Annotated in this window: 11 protein-coding genes and 1 tRNA gene; 7 read left to right on the top strand and 5 right to left on the bottom strand. The window is 64.8% G+C overall.

Translation table 11 applies throughout. The annotated features are described in order from the left end of the window. Positions 1-7: 7 nt before the first annotated feature. From uvrA to V5B44_RS22240, 4 genes are all read left to right on the top strand, one after another. Entirely contained in the window at positions 8-2,905 is a 2,898-nt protein-coding gene (uvrA, locus tag V5B44_RS22255) for an excinuclease ABC subunit UvrA (RefSeq protein WP_332361238.1), read from the top strand. 305 nt (positions 2,906-3,210) lie between these two features. After that, positions 3,211-3,495: an HU family DNA-binding protein gene (locus V5B44_RS22250; protein ID WP_332361237.1), complete on the top strand. Its 285-nt coding sequence runs from the start codon at positions 3,211-3,213 to the stop codon at positions 3,493-3,495. Between the two features lie 113 nt (positions 3,496-3,608). Next, positions 3,609-4,112: a hypothetical protein gene (locus tag V5B44_RS22245; protein ID WP_332361236.1), complete on the top strand. Its 504-nt coding sequence runs from the start codon at positions 3,609-3,611 to the stop codon at positions 4,110-4,112. A 190-nt stretch (positions 4,113-4,302) separates the two neighbouring features. Beyond that, a tRNA-Ala gene (locus V5B44_RS22240) sits at positions 4,303-4,378 on the top strand. A gap of 244 nt (positions 4,379-4,622) precedes the next feature. On the opposite strand, the gene V5B44_RS22235 is transcribed toward V5B44_RS22240, so the two are convergent. From V5B44_RS22235 to V5B44_RS22215, 5 genes are all read right to left on the bottom strand, one after another. Further along, positions 4,623-5,444: a substrate-binding periplasmic protein gene (locus V5B44_RS22235; protein WP_332361235.1), complete on the bottom strand. Its 822-nt coding sequence runs from the start codon at positions 5,442-5,444 to the stop codon at positions 4,623-4,625. Positions 5,445-5,454: 10 nt separating this feature from the next. Next, positions 5,455-6,852 carry a GntP family permease gene (locus V5B44_RS22230; RefSeq protein ID WP_332361234.1) on the bottom strand — a complete coding sequence of 466 codons (1,398 nt, stop codon included), beginning with the start codon at positions 6,850-6,852 and terminating at the stop codon, positions 5,455-5,457. Between the two features lie 78 nt (positions 6,853-6,930). After that, complete coding sequence (locus tag V5B44_RS22225; protein ID WP_332361233.1) at positions 6,931-7,860, bottom strand: M23 family metallopeptidase; 930 nt, start codon at positions 7,858-7,860, stop codon at positions 6,931-6,933. Positions 7,861-7,992: 132 nt separating this feature from the next. Beyond that, positions 7,993-8,355, bottom strand: a complete 363-nt coding sequence (locus tag V5B44_RS22220) for a hypothetical protein (protein ID WP_332361232.1) — start codon at positions 8,353-8,355, stop codon at positions 7,993-7,995. A 127-nt stretch (positions 8,356-8,482) separates the two neighbouring features. After that, the gene (locus V5B44_RS22215) at positions 8,483-8,776 is read right to left on the bottom strand and encodes an acylphosphatase (protein ID WP_332361231.1); all 294 of its coding nucleotides are present in this window, start codon (positions 8,774-8,776) and stop codon (positions 8,483-8,485) included. Positions 8,777-8,891: 115 nt separating this feature from the next. On the opposite strand from V5B44_RS22215, the gene V5B44_RS22210 reads away from it, so the two are divergent. From V5B44_RS22210 to V5B44_RS22200, 3 genes are read left to right on the top strand one after another with little or no spacing between them, the layout of a single operon-like run. After that, complete coding sequence (locus tag V5B44_RS22210; RefSeq protein ID WP_332361230.1) at positions 8,892-10,364, top strand: complex I subunit 4 family protein; 1,473 nt, start codon at positions 8,892-8,894, stop codon at positions 10,362-10,364. Next, complete coding sequence (locus tag V5B44_RS22205; protein ID WP_332361229.1) at positions 10,365-13,589, top strand: DUF2309 domain-containing protein; 3,225 nt, start codon at positions 10,365-10,367, stop codon at positions 13,587-13,589. Next, positions 13,586-15,136 carry a proton-conducting transporter transmembrane domain-containing protein gene (locus V5B44_RS22200; protein WP_332361228.1) on the top strand — a complete coding sequence of 517 codons (1,551 nt, stop codon included), beginning with the start codon at positions 13,586-13,588 and terminating at the stop codon, positions 15,134-15,136. The genes V5B44_RS22205 and V5B44_RS22200 overlap by 4 nt, the downstream gene beginning before the upstream one ends. Positions 15,137-15,140 lie beyond the last annotated feature (4 nt).

Genomic DNA, 15,140 nt, shown 5'->3' with positions numbered 1-15,140 from the left:
CTCCCCAATGGAAGAAGCAAGAGAGATTCGAATCCGCGGTGCCCGCACGCACAATTTGAAAAACATCAATCTCGATCTGCCCCGCAACCGGCTGATCGTGATCACTGGTCTCTCGGGCTCCGGCAAGTCTTCGCTTGCTTTCGACACGCTCTACGCCGAAGGACAGCGCCGCTACGTCGAGTCTCTGTCGGCCTACGCCCGGCAGTTCCTGCAGCGCATGGAGAAGCCGGATGTTGATCTGATCGAGGGCCTTTCGCCGGCGATTTCGATAGAACAGAAGGCAACCAGCCACAACCCGCGTTCGACAGTCGGCACGGTCACCGAAATCCACGACTATCTGCGTCTGCTTTTCGCGCGGGCGGGCACGCCTTACTGCGCTGAACACCAGTTGCCGCTCGAAGCGCAGACCGTTTCGCAAATGGTGGATCATGTACTGGCGCTCCCCGAGGGCAGCCGGTTGATGATCCTGGCCCCGGTGGTTGCCAACCGCAAGGGCGAGCAGCTTGATCTCTTCGCGGAATTGCGGGCGCAAGGTTTCGCCAGGCTGCGAGTCGACGGCCAGATCCACGAGATCGACGCACTCCCCAGGCTCGCCAAGACGCACAAGCACACCATTGACGTGGTCGTTGACCGCCTCAAAGTGCGCGAGGACATTCGCCAGCGCCTCGCCGAGTCCTTCGAAACCGCGCTGCGCCATGCCGATGGCCGCGCCATCGCCTACGAGATCGACAGCGAGCGGGAACACCTCTTCTCCGCCAAGTTCGCCTGTCCGGTCTGCTCGTATTCGATTCGGGAACTCGAGCCGAGGATTTTTTCCTTCAACAGCCCGATGGGCGCCTGCCAGAAGTGCGACGGCCTCGGCGTCATCCAGTTCTTCGATCCGAAGCGCATCGTCGCCCGACCGGATCTATCGCTGGCCGCCGGTGCGATTCGCGGCTGGGACCGGCGCAACCCCTTCTACTTTCAGATGCTCTGCTCGCTGGCGGCACACTACGGCTTTGAGGTCGACACACCGTTCGGCGAGTTGCCCGACAACGTCCGGCAAGTCGTTCTCTATGGTTCCGGTCGTGAGCAACTGCCGTTCAACTACCTCAACGAGCGCGGCCGATCGACCCTGCGCGAACATGCTTTCGAAGGCGTCGTCGTCAATCTCGAACGCCGCTACAAGGAAACCGACTCGCTGGCCGTGCGCGAAGAGCTTGCGCGACTGATCAGCAACCAGACCTGCCCCGCCTGCCAGGGTAGCCGGCTGCGCGAAGAGGCACGCAACGTGCGCATCGGCAGCAAGAAAAGTGCCCGTACCCTGCAGGAAATCAGCCGTCAGCCACTGACCGTCACGCGTGACTATTTCCTCTCACTGCAACTGCCGGGGAACAAGGCGCAGGTGGCCGAGAAGGTGCTCAAGGAAATCTGCAACCGCCTGCAGTTCCTGATCAATGTCGGCCTCGACTACCTGTCGCTGGACCGTTCGGCAGAAACACTGTCCGGCGGCGAGGCACAACGCATCCGGCTGGCTTCGCAGATCGGCTCGGCGCTCACCGGCGTGATGTACGTCCTCGACGAACCGTCGATCGGCCTGCATCAGCGTGACAACGAGCGACTGCTGAATACGTTGAAACAATTGCGCGACATCGGCAATACGGTGATTGTCGTCGAGCACGACGAGGAAGCGATTCGCAGTGCCGATCACGTCGTCGACATCGGCCCCGGCGCTGGCGTCCACGGCGGCCTCATCGTCGCCGAAGGGACCCCTGCGGCGATCGTCGGCAACCCCGCCTCACTGACCGGAGACTACCTGGCCGGCCGCCGCCGCATCGGCCTGCGCGACAAGCGGCGGCAACCCGACCGCAAGCGGCTGCTACAGATCGTTGGCGCCCGCGGCAACAACCTGAAGGACGTCACGGTTGACATCCCGGTCGGTCTCTTCACCTGCATCACCGGCGTTTCCGGATCGGGCAAGTCGACTCTGATCAACGATACCCTCTATGCAGCCGCGGCCAGATATCTGTACGGGTCGACCAGCGAACCCGCCGAACATGAACGGATCGTCGGGCTCGATCACTTCGACAAGGTGATCAACGTCGATCAGAGCCCGATCGGCCGCACACCACGTTCCAACCCGGCGACCTACACCGGCCTTCTGACGCCGATCCGTGAATTGTTCGCCGGTGTTCCGGAAGCCCGCGCGCGCGGCTACGGCCCCGGCCGCTTCTCCTTCAACGTCAAGGGAGGGCGCTGCGAGGCCTGCCAGGGCGACGGCGTGATCAAGGTCGAGATGCACTTCCTGCCCGACATCTACGTTCCCTGCGACGTTTGTCACGGCAAGCGTTACAACCGGGAAACCCTCGAAGTGCAGTACAAGAGCAGGAACATCCACGAGATCCTGCAGATGACGGTCGAAGTGGCACGCGAGTTCTTCGACGCCGTGCCAGTCGTGGCACGCAAGCTGCAGACGCTGGTTGATGTCGGTCTGAGCTACATCACGCTGGGCCAGTCGGCAACCACGCTCTCCGGTGGCGAGGCGCAGCGCGTCAAGCTGGCGCTCGAGCTATCGAAGCGCGACACCGGCAGAACACTGTACATTCTCGATGAACCGACCACCGGGCTTCATTTCCAGGATATCGAAATGCTGCTGACGGTACTCCACCGCTTGGCTGACCACGGCAATACCGTGGTGGTCATCGAGCACAATCTCGATGTCATCAAGACAGCCGACTGGCTGGTCGATCTTGGCCCGGAAGGCGGGGCGGGCGGCGGCCATGTTCTGGCCACCGGCACACCGGAGCAGATTGCCGCCGTGCCGGCAAGCCACACTGGCCGCTTCCTGGGTCCGTTGCTCGTACGCCACAGTCAGGCTGGCTTTGCCAACCCGACGGTGGCAGCTGTTATCGTCACCGGCCATTGAAGCGGCACGACCTGTGCAAGCTAACTGCCGTCGATCGCCTGCCCACCATGACTGAAACCGCGGGCGATTGGCTGCCGCCATCGGGACGCGACCCGTCGGCTCGCAGTTCCGCCGCTTGCCCCGACGTGGCAGCACCGCCGCCGCTGTGGCTGCGCCCCGCACCGGCTGGACATCTGGCGAATGGCAAGTGGAAAAAACTTGTTTGGCAGTGACGCAATCCATGCCAGAATTGCAGCCTTTAAATTACTGATCTTTCCCTTTCCCAGGCAGCCTGAGCAAGGACTTCAACCACCAGAGGAGATACCATGAACAAGTCTGAAATGATCGACGCTATCGCCGCCCGTACCGACCTGTCGAAAGCCGCGTCCGCGAAAGCGCTTGACGCCGTGATCGAGACCATCGTTGAAACCGTTGCCCAGGGCGAGCCTGTAACGCTAGTTGGTTTCGGCTCCTTCAAGGCAAGCGAGCGCGCGTCGCGCGAAGGAAAGAATCCGAAGACCGGCGCGAAGATCCTGATTCCTCAGACGATTGTTCCGAAGTTCGCCGCCGGTGCCACCTTCAAGGCCAGGGTGGCAGGCAAGGACGAGTAACTGCTGCAGGTAGCTGCTACAGGTCCACCAGGCAACGGGCGTGACATTCTTCAGGCTTTGTCCAGTGTAATCACCGCCCCACGTCACACCATTCACGTTTTTCGGAGTCTTCAATGCGTATTCGCGCCGTACTTGCTGCTGCAGCACTAGCCCTAATGCCACTTGTGGCGTCCGCACAACAACCTGCTGTTGCCGAAGGTCTCACCGCCGTCGGCCCTGGCAAATTTGCCGGCGTGGTTGAAGCCCGGGTGACGCTGGTCGTCGACGCGATCGACAAGGCGTCGCGCAGCGTCGTCCTCAAGAACAGCCAGGGCGAACAGATCAAGATCATTGCCGGCGATGAAGTCAAGAATTTTGACCAGATCAAGGTCGGTGACCAGGTCGTTGCCACCTACACCCAGGAACTGATGATGACCCTCAAGAAGGGTGGCGGTGCGCTTCGCGTAGCGTATCGACAGCTCCAGCAGGGGACGGCCGCGCCGGGGCAAAAGCCCGCTGCCTTTGAGGCGAAAGAGGTTGCCTTCATCGCCGACGTACAGCAGGTTGACCTCAAGAAGCAGACGGTGACGCTGCGTGGCGCGCAGAAGACCGTCACGCCTGAAGATCAAGGATCCTGAGCAACTCAAGCTGATCAAGAAGGGCGACCAGGTGGAAGGGGTTTATTGCCGAAGCTATCGCCGTCGCGGTGATCCCGGCACCCGCCAAGGCGAAGAAATAGATCCTGGCCTTCGACGTGAAACGACAGCTTGCGGGCAATCCACAGGATTGACGCTGTCAGTCGCAGCGCATAGAATGCCTGCGGCTTTTGGGGGCATAGCTCAGCTGGGAGAGCGTCTGGTTCGCAATCAGAAGGTCGGCGGTTCGATCCCGCCTGTCTCCACCAAGGATTCAAACAAAAAGGCCACTCTTCGGAGTGGCCTTTTTGCTGCCTGGCTTCGCTCTCGCCACCAGCCAGCCACGTTTCCCCAACTGTCATGCCTATTCCCGATACCGGATAGCCTCGATGGCAAGAGGCCACGACCGCTTCGCTTAACCTGCCCTGTCATGTCGCGCAGGACCTCCGGCACCTCCTGGATGCGACGCGGCAAACCCTGGCGCTACGAGCCGGGACGCGCAGCGAGTAAGCTTTACCTGCCCTCCCAGACCGGCTGGCTGAAACGCCGCCGCATTTCGTCTGGTATCGGCACAATCTTCATACGGTTGTACTCGTCCGCGATGCGCTGGTAGGTGCCGTCGGCCTGCACGGCCGCGAGCGCCTTTTCCCACTTCTGTGCCTCGGCATCGGGCAGGGCCTTCGAGGCAGCGAGGTAGATTTCGCTCTTGCGAACGATCTCGCCAAAGTTGAGCGCCTCCAGGTTGCCGCCAACCTCGCGCATGGCATGGATCACCATCAGCCTCGGCGCCAGCCAGACGTCGATGCGGCGCTGCTGCATCTGGCGCGCGTTCAGCCACTCCTCGGGCTGCGGCCGGACGCGCGTAAAGCCGCGCTCTTTCAGCAGTGCCTCCGCGCCAGAACGGCTGAGCACGCCGACCGGGCGATCCTTGACCTTGTCCAGGCTCGAGACGTCAATACCCTGGCCACCAACGAGGATCAGGTCATCGGTGACGATCTTTGCCAGCCAGCGATAGTGCTCCTCCCGTTCAGGCGTCCGGGTCAGGGCGAGGATGCCGATGTTCGGCTGCGTCTGGGCAATGCGTTGCGCTTCTCCCCAGGGCATGAACTCGATGAGACCGGTATGGCCGACGCGCCGGGCCATCTCGCTCACCACCTCGTAGACGAAGCCCTGGTCGACTCCCGGCGTTTCGCCGACGCTGGCTGGCGGGATCTGGAAGGTATAAGGGGGAAGCTCGGCCGCCAGTAGGCGCAGCTCCTTCGCCCGCTGCTGCGCCGGTGCACCGATGGGCAGAACAGCGAGCGCCGCGGCAAGGAACATGGTCAGGGTGTGCACGGTCGCCCCCTCAGAAAGTGCCGAACATGCCGTTGAGGATGATCACGACGATCATCGACAACAACGGGAAAGCGACCGCAACCATGAAGATGTCGAAGTAGGACTGCCTGTGGTTCAACCCGCAGATGGCGAGCAACGTGATCACGGCGCCGTTGTGCGGCAGCGCATCGAGCCCGCCCGACGCGAGTGCGGCCACCCGGTGCAGGATTTGCGGGCTGAGGCCGGCCGCCTGCGCCAGTTCAAGGTACTGCTGCCCGACGGCCTGGAGGGCGATGCTCATGCCACCGGAGGCCGAGCCGGTAATGCCGGCGAGAACGTTGACGATGATCGCCAGCCCAACCACCGGGTTGTCGGTGAGTGACATCAGCCAGGCCTTTATGATGGCAAACGCTGCCAGACTGGCAATCACGGCACCGTAGGCCACCTCCGAGCCGACGTTGAGGATCGGCAGCATCGAGCCCAGCGCACCCTCGTTCAAGGATTGACGAACGCTCTGGAAGCGCCTCCAGGTCAGGCCGAGGAGCACGATGCAGGCGCAGATCATCGCCACGATGATCGCCCAGGTGCCACCGACGGCCGCGGCCGTCGTTTTCCCGTACTTGGGTGTGGCCAGGTAGGAAGTGTCGATGTCCTGGATGAAGTACTTGCTGAAGATGAAGTTGATCGCCAGCACCAGCACCACCGGGATGATCGCCACGGCAAAGGAAGGCAGCTCACCCGCCGGCATCGCAGTCGGCGCGGCGGGCGTCGCCGGGGCCTCGGCGCCGAAGCCTTCGCCAGCGTTGCGGGCGCTACGCGCCCGCATCGTCAGCCACATGCTCCCGCAGGCAAACATCATGACGCCGGCGATGACTCCGAGGCCCGGCGCCGCGAATGCGTCGGTGTGGAAAAACGGCATCGGGATGGCATTCTGGATTGCTGGCGAACCGGGCAGCGCCGACATCGTGAAGGTGAAGGAGCCGAGTGCGATCGTGGCCGGGATCAGTCGCTTGGGCAGGTTGCCCTCGCGGAACATCTGGATGGCAACCGGAAAGACGGCGAAAGCGACGACGAACAGCGACACGCCGCCGTAGGTGAGGACACCGCAGGCGAGAATGATCGCGATGATGGCGCGCTCCTTGCCGGTCCACTCGACTATCTTGTGGGCGATGGTCCGCGCGCAGCCGGAGTCGTCCATGAGCTTGCCGAAAACGGCGCCGAGCAGAAACAGCGGGAAAAACTTGATCAGGTAGTTGCCCAGGGCGGGCATGAAGACCTGGGTATAGGTGGCAAGGATCGGCGCCTCGAAGTCACCGAGAAGCAAGCCGACCAGCGCGCAGATCGGCGCGATGATGATGACGTTCCAGCCGCGATAGGCGAGAAAAATCAGCAGCAGAAGTGATACCAGGATTCCCAGAATACCGAGCATGACAACCCCCTCGCATGAGATGGAACACAATACCGCCATCAACCCCACTGAAAGTATGTTCGCGATTTTCCCGCGAAGTCAATCGAAATCGCTGCGTTGGCACTGGTCAGAGCCCTGCGCGGACAGACGCTGCTTGCTCTCCGTTGGCGGCGGATGGTCGGCGGTCACCATCTGCCGGTAGCGTGGGGTGAAGGCGCGCGGCGGGTCGCCCGAGCAGAAACGAATCGGCACCGAGACAGTGGTGAAGCCGGTACTGCTGCCAACCAGCTTCTGGACGACGAAGTGCAGGTGCGGACCGAGGCTATAGCCGGTCGCCCCCGAGCGACCGATGAGGGCGCCGGCTTTGACCTTCTCGCCGACGGCGACGCTGACACCGCCAGGAGCGAGATGGGCATAGGTCGCCATCGTGTCGTCGGCATGCAGGACACGCACGAAGTTGGCCCGGGAAAGCAGCCGCCGGTCGCCGCCGCCGGCGTGGTGCGTGGATTCTGTCGCCATCACCACGCCATCGCGGGCGGCAAGGACAGGGGTGTTGGCCGGCATGGTGAAATCAACCGCGTGTTCGCTGTCGGCTGTGGTGTGGGTGAGCCTTGGTCCGTCGTGACTCTGGCCGACCATGAAGCTGCGGCCATTCTCGAAAGGCAGGCGATAGAGGGTGCGAGCGTCCGCTTGCGCAAGGTAATTGCCGATCGCATGGGCCGTCTCGCTGGCAAAGCGGTATTTGCCGCCGGTAAGCGCCGGAGCGACTTGCAGCAATGGGCTGTCGGTGTACGGTCGGACCACCGCATAGACTGGCGTGTAGCGACTGGTGCTGACGTTCTCGGCAGCAGTCAACACCAGTCTGACCGATACCGGTGCCGGCCCACGATTGCGCGCCACAAAGTGATAGCTTCCTTCGACCGCTTCCGAGGTCACCGAGAAGGGATAGGTCGGGGCTGCAGCGGCCAGCCCGGACAGGGTGCAACCGAGCAGCAGGCCGAGCAGCGGACGGGAATGCGTCGATCCCATTGGCCGGCGGCAGTCAGAGCGAGAACAAATCTCCGGTCACCATGGCCGGACCAGCCATCAGTCCGCCAGGAGGGCAAGACGATCGTTGGCGGCAGCGGCTAGCCGCCGGACCGAGAATCGCGCTGTCGCTGCTCAATAGCCCCAATACCTGCCTGGCGCAGGCGCGTAAACCGGCTGCGCCGGGACGACATAAATCTGGCGGGGTGGCGGCGCCACATAGACCGGGGGCGGCGCCACGTAGACCGGCGGCGGCGAGTAGTAGGTCGCCGCGGCGACCCCGGCGACAATGCCGGTCAGCGCCAGAACCGCGGCTGGAGCAACCCAGCGGTCTTGTCGGTAATGGCCAGGGTGATGGTGGTAAGGCTGCGCCGCGTAATGGCCGCCGTAATGGCCGCCACGATAGCTGCCATGGCGTCCGTGGTCGGCGACGGCAGGGGTGGAGAAACCCAGAGCAAGGCTGAGTACGAGGCAAATCGGGGCGATGGTCGTCTTCATGAAGCGAATAACGCCTCGTCGCATCTTTGGATGACGTCGCGCGGTACGGGAATGACAGATTCTTGTAACCGGAGACACGAGGGCGAACACCGTCGATATCGGCGTACCCATCCCGTTCGCGTCGCACTCAATACGTGGCAATCTGCCGGAAACCGGCATGCGTTCCCATCTCACCAGCGTTACCCTCGTTGCAGCGGACGCTGTCGACCCGCGCCATCGATGGTCCACGATGTGCCCAGAGCACCAGTGCGTCAATTGCTTCGATCGGGCCGCTGACCAGCGCTTCGACGCTACCGTCACGCCGGTTGCGAACCCAACCGCAGAGGCCCAGCCGTTGCGCCTCGGCGCACAGCGACCAGCGGTAGCCGACGCCCTGGACGCGGCCGCTGATCCGCAGGTTGCGACAGATTGTTTCGCTCATCTTCCACTCCGGCTTTCGACTCGGCTAGGTAGCTGCCAATGCTGGCATAATCGTCGTCCATGAGAAGAAGAATTTCAAGGGGAGCCGAGCTGTCGCTCGGGGACGCGGCCTGTCCATGCTGAAGGCGCTTTTGTTGCTGCCGCTGCTGGGGGCCGGGCTCTTGTCGCTGCTGCCGAGCCGCAGTGTCGATCTGATGCGCCACCTGGCGAGCGTCGCTGCTGCTGCGACGATGCTTTGCGCCGGCCTGCTGCTGGCCGACTTCGACCCGGCCAGTGCCGAGATCCAGTTTTTCGAGACGCGGCCGTGGAATCCGCGCGTCGGCTCACATCTCGCGCTCGGCGTCGATGGGGTCTCGCTGCCGATGGTGGTCCTCGCGACCGTCCTCTGTTTCGTCGCGATCTTCTCGTCCACCGGTATCCGCAGCGGCGCCAAGCTCTACTTTTCACTGCTGCTGGTTCTCGAAACCTCGCTGTTGATCGTTTTCACGGCGCGTGACTGGTCACTGTTCTACGTCTGCTGGGAGCTGACGCTGATTCCCCTGTTCTTCCTGATCGACCGTCTGGGAGGTGCCAATCGTCATCGGGCAGCGCTCAATTTCGTGCTGTACACCCTGGGCGGCTCGGTGTTCATGTTGATTGCACTGCTCCTGCTCTACGATGTCGCCCCCGGCCACAGCTTCGCGATGGCCGACATGGCCGCCGGCGGTGCGCAATTGCCGGTGCGCACGCAGGTGCTGGTCTTTCTCGGCCTGTTGATCGGTTTCGGCGTCAAGATGCCGATTGTGCCGCTGCATGGCTGGCTGCCGCTGGCGCACGTCGAAGCGCCGAGTCCGATTTCCATCCTGCTCTCGGGGATCCTGCTCAAGATGGGTGCCTACGGCCTGATCCGCGCTGCCGGTACCCTGCCGGCAGCGGTCCAGGCGCTGCAGGACTGGCTGGCGCTGCTGGCACTGGTCAGCCTGATTTATGGCGCTGTCCTGGCCTGGCGACAAACCGATCTCAAGGCGATGATCGCCTACTCGTCGATCTCGCACATGGGCGTGGTACTGCTTGGCATTGCCGCACTCAACGAGCCCGGGCTCAGCGGTGCGCTGACACAGATGGTCGCGCACGGACTGACCGCCGGCCTGCTGTTCCTGCTTATCGGCCTGCTTTACGAGCGAACCCACAGCCGTGATCTCGCCGCCTATGGCTCGCTCAACCGGATTGCGCCGCGCTTCGCCGTGTTCCTGGTGTTCACCCTGCTGGCCTCGGTCGGTCTGCCCGGCAGCGCCGGTTTCATTGCCGAACTGCAGGTGCTGATCGGCGCCTATGCCCGCTGGGGCGGCTGGCTGGTCCTGATGTCGGTCGCTGTTCTGGTCTCCGCCGCCTACGCCCTGCGCGCCATTCGCTGCCTGTCAACGGGTCCCGAACGACCTTTCAGCGCGGCGCCGGCAGGCGTCGCCCATTTCGCCGACCTCAAGCGCACAGAGTGCGCAGCAGCCTGGCTATTGAGTGCGGGCATTGTCAGCATCGGTTTCTACCCGGCACCGCTGCTGCGCCTGATGGCCTCGTCGCTGGCCAGACTGGCCCGACCGTTTGGAGTCTGAGTGAGTTCGCCAGCGCCTCCGGAAATGGCAGCAGCCAACGCGGCGTCCAGCGATTCCGTGCAGCGACTGCAGGCCTGCCTGCAGCACATTGCCCACCTCCTGCCGGCACAGGCACCGTTGCGCGATTTCGTCCATCACAACACCCTGCACGCCCTGCAACACCTGCCCTTCGTTGAAGCCCTCGGTGAAGCGGAAAGGATGACCGGCGCCCGCCCCTGGCTCGACGAAGCGCGCTGTCGTGAGCTCTTTCGGCTGGGGCGGGTGGACGCCAGCGACCTCGCCGCTGCCCTGCGGCAATTGCCCGCCACCCGCAGCGACGAACCGCTGCTCACTGGCTCGGCGCGGGGCCTCCGTCGCGGCGATGTCTTACAGGCGTCACTGCGCTACCCATCTGCCGCCATTTCAGCCGCCCGCCTGCGCTGGCAGCTCGAGGCAAAGCTGGCCGGCGAGCGGCCGCAGGCCGATCTCGACCCGCTTGCCCGGCAAGCCCTGCTGACTGCCGCCGCCGCTGATGGCCTCGACGAGCGAGCAGCCGTCGCCGACCTTTGGGCGACAGCATGCGCGCTGCGCGGGTCAGCCGAAGCGGTAGCCCCGTCTTGCGCCGAGCCGTCCGCGACGGATGCTGCGGCACTTTGGCAGAAGCTGGTCGGTCGCCTCGGTGACCAATGGACACTGGCGACCTTGCTTGCCCACCTCACCGGCGAGGATCCCCGCCAGCCCCTGCAGACAACGCTGATTCGCCATCTCGCCGCACATCTCGATCAGGGCCTCGCCGCCTGGCGAAACCCGGCGCGTGCGCAAGGGTTCTATGCCGCCTGGCGACAGAGCGCCGGCAGCGACTGGGCCTGGGAACTCGACGAGTTTGCCGGTGCCCGCCACGATATCGAGCAACTGCCCGACGATCCGCTGCAGGCAATCAGCAGCGAACGACTTCGCCTCGGCCTCAGCGAAGCGCGCTGGGAAACTTACCTGCAGCTGCTGGCGCTGGAATTGCCGGGCTGGGCCGGCATGTTCGCCTGGCGCGAGTCGCATGCCCGCGGCGGCGACGCTCCGGTCAGCCTGACTGACTTCCTCGCCGTACGCGTGGTGCTCGAGCGTCTGTATGGCGAACAGTTGCTGCGTCGCATCTGGGGTCTACCGCTGCGGCTCGCTGACCTGGGCGACTACTTCATCAGCCATCCGGCCGAACTCAGGGTCCGGCACGCCTTCGGCAGCCGGCAGTTGCCGGAAGAAGTTCTCGATCGGCTGCGGCCGCTGCTGGCTGCGCCGGAAGGCGAAGGGGAAAGCCGCTGGATGCAGTTCGCCGCCAGCCCGGCAGAGTCGCCTAGCGCCGGCGCCACCACGACTGACGCAACCGCCCTGGCCGCCTGGCCGCTGTTCGTTCTCGCCCAGCGACTGGGGTTGAGCGGCCGCGAGTTGCGCGACCTGGGCGCGGTCGCTGCCGACACGCTGCTGTGCTGTGCCGATTCCCTGACCGGCGAGCAACGCGGCCAGGTCTGGCTGCTGGCCTACGAGCACCATTACCGGCAGCAGATCCTTGCCGCGCTGGCCGCCAACCATGGCCGCGCCCATGCGCTACCCGGCAAGCCGGAGGCGCAGTTCGTTTTATGTATGGACGACCGCGAGGAAGGCACACGGCGCCACCTCGAAGAAGTCAATCCGGCCTTCGAGACCTTCGGCGCTGCCGGCTTCTTTGGTCTGCCGATGCTCTGGCAGGGCCTCGATGACGAGGCACCGACGGCCCTGTGTCCGATCGTCGTGCGCCCGGAGAACGCGCTGCGCGAGGAAATTCCGTCCGGCGCCGAGGCAGCCTACCGCCTGCATCAGCGCCGGCGGCGGCTGCGCGTGACTTGGCACGAGCGCTTGCACCAGGGCAGCCGGCGCGGCTGTCTGCAAGCCGCAGCGGTGACGGCCGCCGCAGCGCCTATAGCCCTGCTCACTCTGCTGGCGCGGACGATCGCACCGGGGCGCCTCGGGCAACTGCTTGGCCGCTCGCGTGACACCTTCGAGAAACCGCTGCCAGGCGCCCTGCAGCCGACCGCCGAGGCCGCCGAAGCCAGCCGCGTGGCCAGCGCCGACGCGCCGCGGCTTGGCTTCAGCGAGGACGAACAGGTCGCACGCGTTGGCGGCTTCCTGCGCAGCATCGGCCTGACCGGGCATTTCGCGCCCCTGGTGGTGATCATCGGTCACGGCTCGGACAGCCGCAACAATCCGCATCTTGCCGCCTACGATTGTGGCGCCTGTTCGGGGCGTCACGGCGGACCCAATGCGCGGGTGTTTGCGGCGCTGGCCAACCGGCCGGCGCTGCGCCTGCGGCTGGCGGCACAGGGCCTCGTCATTCCAGAAACAACCTACTTCCTCAGTGCCGAGCACAACACCTGCGACGAAAGCCTGGTCTGGTACGACAGCGAGCAACTGCCAACCAGTCATCACGCCGCCTTTGCCGCCCTGCGCCGGAACTGCGAGGAGGCGGCACGCCTGCACGCCGTCGAGCGCTGCCGGCGCTTCGCCTCGGCGCCAGCACGGCCGTCGCTGCAGCAGGCCGGTGAACACCTGGCGAATCGCCGCCACGACATCGCGCAGGTTCGGCCAGAGCTCGGGCACGCGACCGTCGCTGCCGCTTTCGTCGGCCGCCGCACGATGAGCCGTGGGGCGTTCTTCGACCGGCGCGTTTTCCTGATTTCCTACGACCCGCTGCCGGACACCGATGGCCGCGTGCTTGAAGCGACGCTACTGGCAGCCGGTCCGGTCGGTGCCGGCATCAATCTCGAGTACTACTTTTCGACGGTCAATAACGAAGGCTACGGCTGTGGCAGCAAGGCGACACACAACCTGGCCGGGCTGTTCGGCGTGATGCAAGGCGCCAGTTCCGACCTGCGCACCGGCCTGCCGCTGCAGATGGTCGAGATTCATGAGCCGATGCGGCTGCTGGTGATCGTCGAACAGACCCTGGAAATCGTCAACGCGATCTATCAGCGACAGCCAGCCCTGCAGGAACTGATCGGCAACGGCTGGATCGTTCTCGCCGCCAAGCATCCGCAGACGGGCGCCATTCATATCTTCGCTCCGGCGACCGGCTGGCAGGACTGGCAGGACTCGCGCGACGCGCCGAACGGCCAGCCGATGCCGGCCCTGTCCGAGGTCGAGCGTTCCGCCGACTGGTTCGCCGGGCAGCGCGAGCTCTTGCCGCCGGCCTTGCTGCGCCGCCCGGTGACTAGCCAATGAGCGACCTCGACGCCTTGTTTGCGGCGCTGGCCGCAAGCGCCCGCGTGCTCTGGCTGGTGCCGCTATTGCCACTGCTGGCGGCGGCGCTGATCGCCGTTCGCCTGCTCCTGCGGCGTGGCAGCGGCGATGCCGGTGAGCCGATCACCGCCGGCATCGCCAGCGCGGCCGCGCTCGGTGCGCTGCTGTTGTTGCTGGTCCTCGATCTGGCGGCGCTCGGCGGTGCCTTGCCCGAGCGGGTGGCCTTTGCCGAATGGCTGCGCATCGGCGCGGTGCCGGTCCGCCTGTCCTTCATGCTCGACGCCTACAGCCTGCCGTCGGCGACGCTGGTAGCCCTGATCGCCTGGATTGCGCTGCGCTTTTCAGCGACCTACCTGCACCGGGAGATCGGTTTCCAGCGCTTTTTCCTTGGCATGTGCCTGTTCCTTGCCGGCATGCTGCTGATCGTCCTCGCTGGCAACGCCGTGCTGACCTTCATCGGCTGGGAACTCGCCGGCATCAGCTCCTGGCTGCTGATCGGCTACACCTGGGAACGGCCGGTTGCGACCGGCAACGCGCTATTCGTTTTCCTCACCAACCGCGTCGGCGACGCCGGCTTCATGCTCGGCATCGCCCTCGCGGTGTGGTCGGTGGGCACCCTCGAATGGGCCTGGCTCCCGGGCGACGGCAGCCTGGGCAAGGTCAGCGCGCGCCTGCTGGCGGCCGGTTTCGTGCTGGCAGCAATGGTCAAGTCGGCGCAGTTGCCATTTACACCCTGGATCGCACGCGCGCTCGAAGGCCCGACACCATCATCGGCGGTTTTCTACGGCTCGTTGATGGTGCACGCCGGCGTCTATCTGCTCTGCCGCCTGCAGGGCCTGCTGCTGCAGGTACCCGACCTGCTGGCGCTGCTGGCGGTGGTTGGCCTGGCGACTGCGGTGTACGGCAGTCTTTGCGCGCTGGTCCAGAGCGACGTCAAGTCGGCGCTGGTCTTCTCGACCGTGACCCAGGTCGGCCTGATGTTCTTCTGCTGTGGTCTCGGCCTGTTCTGGCTGGCCGCTGGCTACTCCGGCCTGCATGCCGCCTGGCGCGCGTATCAGTTCCTGCTCGCGCCGGCGTACATGCATCTGGTGCGGCGCCCGGCCCGACCGGTGCCGCGCTGGCTGGCGACGCAGCGCTGGTGGTACACGGCGGCGCTGCAGCGTTTCTGGATCGAGCCGCTGGCCAGCAGCCTGCTGACGCGGCCGACCCTGGCGCTGGGCAGGGACGTTCGCGCACTCGACGAGCGCTTCATCGACCCGCTGGTCGGCGCGCCGCGTGCCGACGAATACCCTGCCCTCGGTGATCCAGGCGACGAACTGATCCGCGGCCATGGTCTCGCCGGTCGGCTGTTGTTCAATGGCGCCAACCGCTTGCAGCGTCTCGAGAACCGCCTGCTGCTCAGCGGCGACGGGGCGCTGGGCAAGCACCTGCAGCGCGCCGCGCAGTACGCCGATGCCATCGAGTCGCTGCTCGAACAGCCGCGCTATCTGATGCTGATGGTAATGGCGACATTCGTCGTAATCCTGTGAGCGA

The sequence above is a fragment of the Candidatus Accumulibacter necessarius genome (assembly GCF_036625085.1).
The sequence above is the reverse complement of the archived record's forward strand: the minus strand, read 5'-3'. Positions and strand labels throughout refer to the sequence as shown.